This is a genomic window from Pseudomonas syringae (assembly GCF_002157375.1).
Classification (GTDB): Bacteria; Pseudomonadota; Gammaproteobacteria; order Pseudomonadales; family Pseudomonadaceae; genus Aquipseudomonas; species Aquipseudomonas syringae_T.
The window spans coordinates 79,645-92,373 of record NZ_MTSA01000018.1 but is presented as its reverse complement, the minus strand read 5'-3'; the positions used below and the strand labels follow the sequence as shown (position 1 = coordinate 92,373).

12 protein-coding genes are annotated in these 12,729 nt (G+C 59.7%); 2 read left to right on the top strand and 10 right to left on the bottom strand.

The annotated features are described in order from the left end of the window. Positions 1–57: 57 nt before the first annotated feature. The 6 genes from acpP to BW686_RS21360 all read right to left on the bottom strand — a co-directional run bounded on the left by acpP (position 58) and on the right by BW686_RS21360 (position 4,050). Entirely contained in the window at positions 58–294 is a 237-nt protein-coding gene (acpP, locus tag BW686_RS21385; protein ID WP_003175607.1) for an acyl carrier protein, read from the bottom strand. 191 nt (positions 295–485) lie between these two features. Next, positions 486–1,229 carry a 3-oxoacyl-ACP reductase FabG gene (gene fabG / locus BW686_RS21380; RefSeq protein WP_084919476.1) on the bottom strand — a complete coding sequence of 248 codons (744 nt, stop codon included), beginning with the start codon at positions 1,227–1,229 and terminating at the stop codon, positions 486–488. 15 nt (positions 1,230–1,244) lie between these two features. Beyond that, the gene (gene fabD / locus BW686_RS21375; RefSeq protein ID WP_084919475.1) at positions 1,245–2,183 is read right to left on the bottom strand and encodes an ACP S-malonyltransferase; all 939 of its coding nucleotides are present in this window, start codon (positions 2,181–2,183) and stop codon (positions 1,245–1,247) included. Between the two features lie 116 nt (positions 2,184–2,299). Then, positions 2,300–3,322: a phosphate acyltransferase PlsX gene (gene plsX / locus BW686_RS21370; RefSeq protein ID WP_084919474.1), complete on the bottom strand. Its 1,023-nt coding sequence runs from the start codon at positions 3,320–3,322 to the stop codon at positions 2,300–2,302. A gap of 4 nt (positions 3,323–3,326) precedes the next feature. Further along, positions 3,327–3,509: a 50S ribosomal protein L32 gene (gene rpmF, locus BW686_RS21365; protein WP_002552688.1), complete on the bottom strand. Its 183-nt coding sequence runs from the start codon at positions 3,507–3,509 to the stop codon at positions 3,327–3,329. Between the two features lie 13 nt (positions 3,510–3,522). Beyond that, positions 3,523–4,050, bottom strand: coding sequence for a YceD family protein (locus tag BW686_RS21360; RefSeq protein ID WP_084919473.1), 528 nt, complete (start codon positions 4,048–4,050; stop codon positions 3,523–3,525). A 106-nt stretch (positions 4,051–4,156) separates the two neighbouring features. On the opposite strand from BW686_RS21360, the gene BW686_RS21355 reads away from it, so the two are divergent. Then, positions 4,157–4,735: a Maf family protein gene (locus BW686_RS21355; RefSeq protein ID WP_084919472.1), complete on the top strand. Its 579-nt coding sequence runs from the start codon at positions 4,157–4,159 to the stop codon at positions 4,733–4,735. Between the two features lie 84 nt (positions 4,736–4,819). Here BW686_RS21355 and sppA read toward each other — a convergent pair whose 3' ends face one another. Genes sppA through rluC form a run of 3 tightly spaced genes read right to left on the bottom strand, consistent with a single transcriptional unit; the run spans position 4,820 to position 7,450 of the window. After that, positions 4,820–5,818, bottom strand: coding sequence for a signal peptide peptidase SppA (gene sppA / locus BW686_RS21350; protein ID WP_084919471.1), 999 nt, complete (start codon positions 5,816–5,818; stop codon positions 4,820–4,822). Positions 5,819–5,841: 23 nt separating this feature from the next. Beyond that, on the bottom strand, positions 5,842–6,504 hold the full coding sequence (locus BW686_RS21345) for an HAD-IA family hydrolase (protein WP_084919470.1): 663 nt from the start codon (positions 6,502–6,504) through the stop codon (positions 5,842–5,844). Next, positions 6,494–7,450: a 23S rRNA pseudouridine(955/2504/2580) synthase RluC gene (gene rluC / locus BW686_RS21340; protein ID WP_084919469.1), complete on the bottom strand. Its 957-nt coding sequence runs from the start codon at positions 7,448–7,450 to the stop codon at positions 6,494–6,496. Before rluC ends, BW686_RS21345 begins: the two co-directional genes overlap by 11 nt. Before the next feature lie 724 nt (positions 7,451–8,174). On the opposite strand from rluC, the gene rne reads away from it, so the two are divergent. Beyond that, on the top strand, positions 8,175–11,453 hold the full coding sequence (gene rne, locus BW686_RS21335; protein WP_218775756.1) for a ribonuclease E: 3,279 nt from the start codon (positions 8,175–8,177) through the stop codon (positions 11,451–11,453). 227 nt (positions 11,454–11,680) lie between these two features. Here the strand turns inward: rne and murB are convergent, their stop codons facing one another. Then, the gene (gene murB, locus BW686_RS21330; RefSeq protein ID WP_084919466.1) at positions 11,681–12,700 is read right to left on the bottom strand and encodes a UDP-N-acetylmuramate dehydrogenase; all 1,020 of its coding nucleotides are present in this window, start codon (positions 12,698–12,700) and stop codon (positions 11,681–11,683) included. Between the last annotated feature and the right edge of the window lie 29 nt (positions 12,701–12,729).

Genomic DNA, 12,729 nt, shown 5'->3' with positions numbered 1-12,729 from the left:
CGCACGCCGGTTAAAGCAGTGCGGTTTTCCCGTGACAGCAGTCAGCGATTACAAATCTTAAGCCTGATGGCTAGTGACGTAGTCGATTGCTGCTTGAACGGTAGTGATCTTTTCCGCTTCTTCGTCAGGGATTTCGGTCTCGAATTCCTCTTCCAGAGCCATAACCAGCTCGACGGTGTCCAGGGAGTCAGCGCCCAGGTCTTCAACGAAAGAAGCAGTGTTGACAACCTCTTCTTCTTTGACGCCAAGTTGCTCGGCAACGATTTTCTTGACGCGCTCTTCGATGGTGCTCATACCTAGTTTTAACTCCTAGTGGAAATGTTCAGGCATCTGGCCAGTGGGTAAGTGTATAGAAGAGGTTTTGCGTATTTCAAGCTAAACGCTCTTCCCTTGTCCCCAACCGTACCTTTGCCCATTCATAGATTGCAGCTTTATAACGGATTTTAGACAGCTCGTATGACATTTTTTTGAAACAGATCGTCACATCAGCTCATGTACATGCCGCCGTTAACGGGAATTGTTGCCCCGGTAACGTAACCTGCGCCTTCCGAAGCAAGAAAAGCGACCACATGTGCGATTTCTTCAGCCTGCCCCAGGCGAGCCAGGGGGATCTGGGTAATCAGTGACTGACGTTGCGCCTCTGGCAGCTCGCGCGTCATGTCGGTGTCGATGAAGCCCGGCGCCACCGAGTTAACGGTGACCGCACGCGAGCCCACTTCACGGGCCAGCGCCCGGCTGAAACCTTCCAGACCGGCTTTCGCGGAAGCATAGTTTACTTGACCGGCGTTGCCCATGGCACCCACAACCGAACCGATGCTGATGATACGCCCCCAACGGGCTTTGGTCATGCCACGCAAAACGCCCTTGGACAGCCGGAAAAGGCTGTTCAGGTTGGTGTCTACGACGTCATACCATTCGTCATCTTTCATGCGCATCATCAGGTTATCACGGGTTATCCCGGCATTATTGACCAGAATCAACGGTGCGCCGACGCGCTCCTGAATGGTCGACAGGACCGAATTAACGGACTCGGCGTCGCAGACATTCAGCATCAGACCGAAGCCTTCGATGCCGTTTTCCTTGAACGTCGCGCTGATGCGCTCGGCGCCGGACTCGGAAGTCGCGGTACCTACAACGACCGCACCGTTGCGTCCCAACTCAAGAGCAATGGCTTGACCAATACCGCGACTGGCACCGGTCACCAGTGCCACTTTACCTTGCAGACTCATGCAGGCTTCTCCTAATCAGGCCAGTGCCGCGCGCGCGGCGGCAAAGGCTTCGGGGGTATCAAGGTTGTAAGTCATCACGCCGTCGGCGCAACGCTTGTTCAGGCCGGCCAGGACTTTGCCCGGCCCGCATTCCACCAGTTGGGTCGCACCGCGACTTGCCAGGCATTGAATGGACTCGACCCAGCGGACTGGCTTGTACAATTGCTCCAGAAGATCACGCTTGAGCGTTGCCAGATCACTGGCCGCGCTGGCGCTGACGTTCTGCACCAGTGCGATCTCCGGCGCCTGCCATTCGATGGCCTCGACAGCCTCGGCGAAGCGCTCGGCAGCCGGACGCATCAGTTCGCAGTGCGAAGGCACGCTGACCGGCAGAGGCAATGCACGCTTGGCCCCGCGAGCCTTGCACAGTTCCATGGCACGCTTGACCGCCTCGGCGAAACCGGCGATCACCACCTGGCCCGGCGAGTTGAAATTCACCGCACTGACAACCTCGCCCTGCGCGGCTTCAGCGCAGGCAGCCATGACGTCGGCGTCATCAAGGCCCAGAATCGCGGCCATGCCACCCTGACCGGCCGGCACGGCTTCCTGCATCAACTGACCACGACGCTCGACCAGCTTGACCGCATCGGTCAGGCTGAGGCTTTGCGCAGCGACCAGCGCACTGTATTCACCCAGACTATGACCGGCAACAAAAGCAGGGATCGCTCCGCCCTCCGCCAGCCACACGTGCCACAAGGCGATGGAAGCGGTGAGGATGGCCGGCTGGGTCTTGTCAGTCTGATTGAGCGACTCGACAGGGCCGCTCTGGATCAGCGCCCACAGGTCATAGCCAAGGGCTTCGGAAGCCTGCTCGAAAGTGTCCAGGATCAACGGATGCTGCTCGCTCAGTCCGGCAAGCATGCCGAGCGATTGCGATCCTTGACCCGGGAAGACGAATGCGAGGGATGCAGACATTTGACAGGCCTCTGAATTATTGTCGTCAAAATGAGCGTCCGGACAGGCCGAACGCAGGAATTCAAGTTTACATGACTGATCGGTTGGATGACTGACCGGTCTGATGCGTCACATTTTCAGGTCTGGTCGTCCTGGAATACCGCTTCAAGCCGCCCCTTGAGGCGCTGTGGCAGCTCTTCGCGAGCCTCGGTCAGCGCCCGCTGAATCGCGCTCTGAAACCCTGAAACACTGGCAGAACCGTGGCTTTTTACCACAATACCCTGCAACCCCAACAAACTGGCACCGTTGTGACGGGCAGGCGCCAGATCGGTCCGCAGGCGGTTCAGCAATGGCAAGGCCAGCGCTCCGACAGCCTTGGTCAGCAGATTCCGATTGAACAGCGTGTCGATTCGCTCGGCGATCATTGTCGCCAACCCTTCGCTCGACTTGAGCATCACGTTGCCGACAAACCCGTCACACACCACCACATCAGCCTCACCGCGGTACACGCCATCGCCTTCAACGTAGCCGATGTAGTTGAGCCCGACAGCGTCCTGCAACAGACCGTCAGCACGTTTGACCTGCTGATTGCCCTTGATGTCTTCCGTACCCACGTTGAGCAAGGCAACCCTGGGCCTGACGACCCCAAGTGTCTCGGCCAGAACCGAACCCATCACTGCAAACTGATAGAGCGCCTCGGCGCTGCAATCGACATTTGCACCCAGGTCCAGCAATTGGCAATGGCCCGTCCGGGTGGGAATGGCTGCGATCATCGCGGGCCGGTCAATGCCGGGTAACGTCTTTAGCACATACCGGGACAGCGCCATCAGCGCACCGGTATTGCCAGCACTTACACAGGCTTGGGCCTGCCCGCTCGCTACCAGCTCAAGGGCCACGCGCATGGAAGAGTCAGGCTTGCCGCGCAGGGCCTGCGAAGGACGTTCGTCCATGGCAATGATTTCGCCAGCCTCGACAACACGCAGGCGCGAGCGATCCACACCATCATGGCGGGCAATCAGTTCTTCAATAAGGGAGGCTTGACCAACAAGGGTCAGATGAAGCGAGGGCGTAGCTGTCAGGCACGCGAGGCTTGCCTGAACAATGTTGCGGGGACCGAAGTCCCCGCCCATTGCGTCGATCGCGATGATCGGAGCGGACAAGAAATTACTCGTCAGCGCCCTTGTCGATCACTTTACGACCACGGTATACGCCTTCTGGCGATACGTGGTGACGCAGGTGAATTTCACCCGTGGTCTTTTCTACCGACAGAGTGCTTGCCTCAAGAGCGTCGTGCGAACGACGCATGTCACGGGCAGAGCGGGATTTTTTGTTCTGCTGAACAGCCATAATTGATTAACTCCTAAACGTTTGGGTCACGCTTTAACTGCGCCAATACACTGAACGGGTTGGACCGCGTTACCTCGTCCACGCTCGGTTCGGGCTCATCGAGACCCGCCGGTTGCTGGCATTCTTCAGGATGATGAGCAGGCACAATGGGCAAGGCGAGCAATAGCTCCTCCTCGATCAATGCCAGCAGATCCAATGGATCTTCGCCCAGTTCCAGCACGTCATAACCTTTCGGTAACGACTGGGTATTCGCACCCTCCTTCACCACCGCATAACTGCATTCGCTGTGGATCGGCAGGGTCACCAGCTCAAGACAACGCTGGCAAACCATCTTGACCGGGACGTCTATCGAACTGTGGATAACCACAGAACGGCGTTCGTCACGCTCGAAAATGAACTTCGCCTGCACCGTACCGACAGTGTCGGCAAGCGGGTCGCAGAGTCTCTTCAAATCGCCCAGCAGCACTTCACCCTGAAGGGTAGTGCCGCGATCAGACAATTTGCGCGGGTCAACGTGAGATGGAATCGGGTCATTCAACATAGGCGCAGCATTCTAGGGATGCCCCCTTGGCATGTCAAAGGAAATTCAGGCCTGTTCGTCACTCCGGCCACTCTTTAGAATCAACGCTCAGCCCACGGAGAACCGCATGCCTTCCCTGCTCCTTGCTTCCAGCTCCTCTTATCGCCGCGAACTGCTGGCCCGCCTGCGCCTGCCCTTCACCTGCAGGTCTCCGGATATCGATGAAAGCCATCGTCCGGGCGAGACGGCACACGACCTCGTACAGCGCCTGGCCCGAGAAAAGGCCGAAGCGCTGGCAGGCGAATATTCGCAGCACCTGATCATCGGCTCCGACCAGGTGGCCGTACTCGATGGCCGCATTCTGGGCAAGCCGCATACATTCGAACGCGCGCTGGAACAGCTGACCGCCGCCAGCGGCACCCGTGTGACCTTCCTGACCGGCCTGGCCCTGCTCAACAGCGCGACCGGCGAATGCCAGGTCGACTGTGTGCCGTTCACGGTCCACATGCGCGAGCTCGACCAGACCCGCATCACGCGCTATCTGCACGCCGAGCAGCCCTACGATTGCGCCGGCAGCTTCAAGGCCGAAGGCCTGGGTGTCAGCCTGTTTCGCAGCACGGAGGGCAGCGACGCCACCAGCCTGATAGGCCTGCCACTGATTCGCCTGGTGGACATGCTTATAAAGGAAGGCGTCAGCATTCCCTGACCCCTTCGGACCTGCGCATCAACAAAAAGCCCTGACCAGCAATGTGGTCAGGGCTTTTCAGGCCGACAGCGGTATCAGCGTGTATCAGCGCAGCGTCGGGCCATTGAAGCCCACCAGCATGGCAATTCGCTCGGCAATACTGGTGCCCAGCTTCTTGGAGAAGCGATCAAAAGGCGACTCTTCGACGGTGTATTCGACGATATTCTTTTCCTTGATCACATCGCGCGCCACATAGCTTGCACTGCCCAGGCCGTCCACCAGACCCAGACCGACCGCCTGCTCACCCGTCCAGATCAGACCGGAAAACAGTTCAGGGTGATCCTTGTCCTTCAGACGATCGCCACGACCCTGCTTGACGCTGGCAATGAACTGGCGGTGAGTGGTGTCCAGCACGCCCTGCCAGAATTGCGTTTCATCAGCCTTCTGTGGCTGGAACGGATCAAGAAATGCCTTGTGCTCGCCCGAGGTGTAGGTACGACGATCCACACCCAGCTTTTCCATCGTGCCGACATAGCCGAAACCGGCCGCCGTCACCCCTATGGAGCCCACGAGACTCGCCTTGTCGGCGTAGATCTGATCGGCCGCACTGGCGATGTAGTAAGCGCCGGAGGCACCCAGATCGGTGATCACGGCATAGACCTTGATGTCCGGCTTCGAAGCACGCAGACGACGAATCTCGTCGTACACATAACCGGACTGCACCGGGCTGCCACCCGGGCTGTTGATGCGCAGAATCACGCCCTTGGTCTTCTCATCTTCAAACGCGTCGCGCAACGCAGTGACAATATTGTCGGCACTGGCCGACTCCTTGTCGGCGATCACACCCTGCACGTCGATCAGCGCGGTATGGCTGGAGCGACGCGAAGCACCGCCCTCAAAATCCAGCATCGGCAGCACCACTGCCACAAACAGAAACGTGAACGTCAGCAGCTTGAAGAAAATTCCCCAGCGACGCGCACGACGCTGCTCCTGGACACTGGCCAGCAACGTTTTTTCAAGAAGCTTCCAGCTTTTAGCCTCTTCCCTGCCATTGACGCCCTCGTCCGCACGTTGCGAAACGGGTGCTTTCCATTCATCAGACATGCTTCTCTCAACCTCACCGAAAACTAGACGCTGCGCCGGTTCAACCAGGTGCGCAGCTCGGAAAAATGTTCAATCGCCAGCCGGGGTTCGAACTGACGCAGCGATTCAAGCGGTTGCGCGCCATAACCCACCGCGACCGAATCCATGCCGGCATTGCGCGCCATCAGCAAATCGAACGAAGCATCACCAATCATCAGCGAGCGCTGCGGCGTCACACCGCAATGCGCCATGATCTCGTTCAGCATCAATGGATCAGGCTTGCTGGCCGTTTCATCGGCAGCGCGGGTGATATCAAAATAATCCGCCCAGCCATTGGCCTTCAGCACCCGGTCAAGCCCGCGACGCGCCTTTCCGGTGGCCACAGCCAGATGATAGCCGTCCTCGCGAAATGCCTGCATTGACTCCACGACACCTTCAAACAATGGCGAAGGCACGTTATCCAGTGCCATGTAGCTGTCAGCGTAATGCTGCCGGAACCCGATGATCTGCCCCTCATCGATCTGCGAATAAAGGGTGCGAATCGCTTCGGGCAAGCCCAGACCGATAATGCCCTTGATTGCCGGGTCATCGCGAACCTCGAACCCCATCTCGATGGCCGCTGACCGCATGGACAGAATGATTCGGCCGACGGAATCGGCAAGCGTGCCGTCCCAGTCAAAAATCAACAGATCGTAATCACGACGCACTCAGACGCTCCACTGTCTTTGCCCACATCTCATCGACGGGCGCTTGTACATTCAGTTTGCTGCCATCAGGCATTGGCACGGTCAGCATGTAAGCATGCAGAAACAGCCGTTTGCCACCCAGATCGCGGATTTCGCGACTGAAGTTCTCGTCGCCGTACTTGGTGTCGCCGGCAATGGCGTGACCGGCGTGCAAGGTATGCACCCTGATCTGGTGAGTCCGGCCGGTGACCGGCTTGGCTTCGACCATGGTGGCGAAATCACCGAAGCGGCGCAGCACCTTGAAGATCGTCAGCGCTTCCTTGCCTTCTTCGTTGACCTCGACCATGCGCTCACCGGAACGCAGATTGCTCTTGAGCAACGGCGCGCGGACCTGCTTCTGGGCAGTCGCCCAGTTGCCGCGAACCAGCGCCATGTAACGCTTGTCGACGCCGTCGCCGCGCAGGGCTTCATGCAGGTGGCGCAACATGCTGCGCTTTTTGGCGATCATCAACAGACCGGAGGTGTCGCGATCAAGGCGATGCACCAGCTCGAGCTCCTTGGCATCCGGGCGCAACTGGCGAAAGGCTTCGATCACACCAAAGCTCAGGCCACTGCCGCCATGCACGGCAATACCCGCAGGCTTGTTGAGCACGATCAGCGCCTTGTCTTCATAGACAATCGCAGCCTCGAGGCGCTGCAGCAACGCCTGTGCAACCGGCACGGGCTCGTCGCGCTCAGGCACGCGCACAGGGGGAATACGCACGATATCGCCTGCCTGCAGCTTATATTCAGGCTTTGTCCGGCCCTTGTTCACGCGCACTTCGCCTTTACGCACAATGCGGTAAATCAAGGTCTTGGGCACACCCTTGAGATAAGTGATCAGAAAATTATCGATGCGTTGACCGGCAAGTTCCGGCGCAACCTCAACCAGCTGGACGCCGGGGGTTGGAGGGGCAATATTCGTCATGCGGCAAATCATAACAATTTTTATGGATTTGAAGCACTTAATGATTGCTGCTATAGTCGCGAACGCCGCCAAAAGCGGCCGGACAGCGGATCAACGGTTGACAACCGGCCCTGACCAACGCAATTCACAAGGACGGGAGGCCGTCCTACGCAGTGTTCGGTGACAACGGAGCACGCTGAAAACGTTACGAGCGCAGGTGACATGAGGCCGGAAACACGCCTGACAGCAGAGCAGACAGCTCGCTGCCGGTGCGGACAGTTCATGGCCAGTTCACAAAGTGCAGTCGCTTTCAGACGCTACGAGCGAATGCTTCGGGAACAACGCCTCAAGCCATGATGCGCAGCCTTCCCTATCGAAGGCTGCGGTAAATGCCAACCCGCTGCGGATTCTGCGCGCGGCAGCACCCGAATTATCAGGGATACGTGTAGGGTGGAGACGCACAACCATCGGAATGTGTAGCACAAGGCTTGTTCTAGACGCTTCATCTCGTCCGCTACCGATGGTCGATTCCTCCTCCTGACAAAGCTTTTGCTGAAAGGGTGTCTTATGCCACCACAGCAAGCAGGAAACGTAGTCGCGACCCTCCGCCCCTTCTGGGCGAGGACCTCGCTAGACACTGGAGTGTTCAAGCACTCCTGACGTGCCCTGACACCGACCGTGAGAAGTCGTGTGTGCCGAACGCCGTTTCCGGCAGCCCGGAAACCGACGGTACTACATGAAAAGAATGCTGATTAACGCAACTCAACCCGAAGAGTTGCGTGTTGCACTGGTAGACGGCCAGCGCCTCTACGACCTGGACATCGAATCAGGTGCCCGCGAGCAGAAGAAGGCCAACATCTATAAGGGCCGGATCACTCGCATCGAACCCAGCCTCGAGGCTGCCTTTGTCGATTTCGGCTCTGAGCGCCACGGGTTTCTGCCCCTCAAGGAAATCTCCCGCGAGTACTTCAAGAAAGCACCTGAAGGCCGCGTGAACATCAAGGACGTCCTGAGCGAAGGCCAGGAAGTCATTGTTCAGGTCGAGAAAGAAGAGCGTGGCAACAAGGGCGCAGCCCTGACCACCTTCATCAGCCTGGCAGGCCGTTATCTGGTTCTGATGCCCAACAACCCTCGTGCCGGTGGCATCTCGCGCCGTATCGAAGGTGAAGAGCGCAACGAACTGCGCGAAGCGCTCAACGGCCTGATCGCTCCAGCCGACATGGGCCTGATCGTTCGCACCGCCGGCCTTGGCCGCAGCAGCGAAGAAATGCAGTGGGACCTCGACTACCTGCTGCAGCTGTGGACCGCCATCAAGGAAGCATCCCTCGACCGCTCGGCACCTTTCCTGATCTACCAGGAAAGCAACGTCATCATCCGCGCCATCCGCGACTACCTGCGCCAGGACATCGGCGAAGTGCTGATCGACAGCGTCGAAGCCCAGGAAGAAGCCCTGACCTTCATCCGTCAGGTGATGCCGCAGTACGCCAGCAAGATCAAACTCTACGAAGACAGCGTTCCGCTGTTCAACCGTTTCCAGATCGAAAGTCAGATCGAAACCGCCTTCCAGCGCGTGGTCGAACTGCCTTCCGGCGGCTCCATCGTCATTGATCCGACCGAAGCCCTGGTGTCCATCGACATCAACTCGGCGCGCGCCACCAAAGGCAGCGACATCGAAGAAACCGCACTGCAGACCAACCTTGAAGCGGCTGAAGAAATCGCCCGTCAATTGCGTCTGCGCGACATCGGCGGCCTGATCGTCATCGACTTCATCGACATGACGCCGGCCAAGAACCAGCGCGCCGTGGAAGAAAAAGTCCGCGAAAGCCTGGAAGCCGACCGTGCCCGCGTTCAGGTCGGCCGCATCTCGCGCTTCGGCCTGCTGGAAATGTCCCGTCAGCGCCTGCGTCCATCGCTGGGTGAAAGCAGCGGCATCGTCTGCCCGCGCTGCAACGGCACCGGCATCATCCGTGACGTCGAATCGCTGTCGCTGGCCATTCTGCGCCTGATCGAAGAAGAAGCCCTGAAAGACCGTACGGCAGAAGTACGCGCTCAGGTGCCGATCCCGGTCGCTGCGTTCCTGCTCAACGAAAAACGCAACTCGATCACCAAGATCGAACTGCGCACCCGTGCGCGCATCATCATCCTGCCGAACGATCAGCTGGAAACCCCGCACTTCGAGGTTCAGCGTCTGCGTGATGACAGCCCTGAAGCACACAACAGCCAGACCAGCTACGAAATAGCCGCTGCTGCTGCCGAAGTGGAAGAAATTGCACCGCTGGCCGCCGCAACCCGCACCCTGGTTCGCCAGGAAGCCGCCGTCAAGACGGCACCGGCGCGTGCCAATGCACCCGTGCCGGTAGAGGCGGCTGCTCCTGCCCCGACGCCAGCACCTGTCGCTCACGAGCCAAGCCTGTTCAAAGGCCTGGTGAAGTCTCTGGTCAGCCTGTTTGCGACCAAAGAAGAGCCTGTTGCACCGGTAGTGGTCGAAAAGCCTGCTGCCGAACAGCGCCCGGCCCGTAACGAAGAGCGTCGCAACGGTCGTCAACAGAGCCGTGGCCGCAACAATCGTCGTGACGAAGAGCGCAAGCCCCGTGAAGAACGCGCGCCTCGCGAAGAACGTGCCGAACGCGCCCCACGCGAAGAGCGTGCGCCTCGTGAGGAACGCGCACCTCGTGAAGAGCGTGCAGCCCGCGAACCACGTGAAGCCCGCGAAGACTCCGCACCACGCGAAGAGCGTCCGGCCCGCACCTCTCGCGAGCGCAAGCCGCGTGAAGCCCGTGAAGACCGCCCGGTTCGTGAACTGCGCGAGCCTCTGGACGCAGCCCCGGCTGTCGACCTGGCTCGCGAAGAGCGCCCTGAACGCGCTCCACGTGAAGAGCGTCAGCCACGCCCGCCTCGTGAAGAACGTCAACCGCGCGCCGAACAGGCCGCAGCTCCTGCGAGCGAAGAAGAGCCAGTGCTGCTCAACGACGAGCAGGCCAACGACGAGAACCAGGACAGCAATGATGGCAGCGAAGGCGATCGCCCTCGCCGCCGCTCCCGTGGTCAGCGTCGTCGCAGCAACCGCCGCGAGCGTCAACGTGATGCCAACGGCAATGTGATCGAAGGCTCCGACGAAAACGGCAACGAAGAAGGCAGTGCCGATCTGTCGGCGGGTCTTGGTTTCACTGCGGCCGCCTCTGCAGCAGGCAGCGTGATCAGCGCTCCAGCCGAAGCCGATGCGCACCAGCAGGCCGAACGCGCCAACAGCGCCGTGGACGCTCCGATTGCAGAGTCCATGCAACAGACGCCTGTTGCCGAGGCCCCTGCGGTTGAAGCGCCAGTCGCTGAAACGCCAGCGCCCGAAACGACTGTCAATGAAGCACCGACCGCAGAAGCGCCGGTAGCAGCAGAACCCGTCGTTGAAGCGCCTGCTGTCGAAGCCCCGGTTGCCGTCGATACTCCGGTAGCACAACCTGCTCCTGAAGTAGAAGTCCAGCCGGTAGCGGTCGAAGCACCGACCATTGCTGCACCGACCGAGCAATTCGAAGCGCCGCATGCCGAGCGCGTCGTGCCGTTCAAGCCAACGCCAGAGCCAGCGCCGCAAGCGCCGGTCGAAGTCGCGGCCCATGAGGAAGTGCCAGCCACTGAATCATCCGAACTGCCAACGCCAGTGCCTGCTGCGGTTGCCGAGCCGGAAGCTGTGAAAGAGGAGCCTGCTCCTTACTTCGCACCTCAAGCCACCGTCGAGGAGCAGGCGCCTGCACCGCAAGAACAGGAGCCTGTGATTGTCGACGCTCCGGCTGAGCCTGAGCCGGTCGTCAGCAGCACCGGCCGCGCACCGAACGATCCACGTGAAGTGCGTCGCCGCAAGCGTGAAGAAGAAGCGCGTCGTCAGCAGGAAGCCGCTGCTGCCAGCGCTCCGGCCGCCGAAGCAGAATCGGTCCAGCCTTCGCTGACCACCGAGGAAAAGGCTGAAGCGCATCACGCCACGCAGCCGCACCATGAAGCCGGGAAAGAAAACGAGCCTAAACCCCTCGTCTAACTCCGGCCCATGAAAAAGCCCCGCCTGTGCAAACAGGCGGGGCTTTTTTACATCTGCGATTCAGTGCTTTGCGCTTATCTGAAATGAGCGGCGCTGTGCAGAAGGCACTCCGACGCTGGAGCCGGGAACGAGCAAGACCTGTACGGACGACGCTCGGTCCGCATGCTCCAGTGTCGGAATGCCGTTCTGGACGCTCTGCGTCCGATCTTGAGTCTGCCGATCAGGCCTCAGTAGAGGTTTGGCTCCATCTCCAGCTCGACACCAAAGCGCTCGGCGATGTCGGCCTGGATGCGACGGGCCAGGTTAAGCAGTTGCAGCCCGGTGGCCTGTCCGTAGTTGACCAGCACCAGCGACTGAAGCGTATGAACCCCGGCGTCACCTTCACGGTAGCCTTTCCAGCCCGCCTGCTCGATCAACCAGCCGGCCGCCAGCTTCATTCGGCCATCGGGCTGTGGATAGCCGACCACGCCTGGATGCTCACGCTGAATCGTCGCGTAAAGCTCAGCCGCAATCACCGGGTTCTTGAAAAAGCTGCCCGCATTGCCCAATACCGCAGGGTCAGGCAGTTTTTCGCTGCGAATGGCACAGATGGCTCGGCTGACGTCGAACGGAGTCGGTTTATCAATGCCCAGCGCGTCCAGGCGCTGGCGAACCGGCCCGTACTCAAGGTGCAACCGGGCTTCGCGAGTCAGTTTGAAACGCACGCGAAGAATCAACCAGCGCGCGACCTGATGCTTGAATACGCTATCGCGGTAGCCAAACGCACAGTCTTCCAGAGAGAACTCGCGCAGCTCGCCGGTTTCACGGTCCAGCGCCGTCAGGCTGTGGAAAACGTCCTTGATCTCGACGCCATAGGCGCCGATGTTCTGCATCGGCGCGGCGCCGACCGTACCGGGGATCAGGCTGAGGTTTTCAAGCCCCGCCAACCCCAGCTCCAGGCAGGATTGCACAAACGGATGCCAAGGCTCACCTGCCTCGGCTTCTACAATCGCCTCAAGGCAGTCTTCACGAATGATCCGGATGCCGCGACTGGCCATGCGCAGCACCAGCGCCTGCACATCATCGCTCAACAGCAGGTTGCTGCCACCGCCGATCACCAGCAGCGGCACATCATGCTCGACCGAGTACGCCAGAGCATCGCGAACGTCGTCATCGCTGCGCGCTTCGGCAAAAAGGTGCGCCTGCACATTCACGCCAAACGTATTGAACGGTTTCAGGGAAACCGAAGAGTGAACCTGCAAGGTCATGCCCTCACCTTTCCAGACGACCGGAGCAC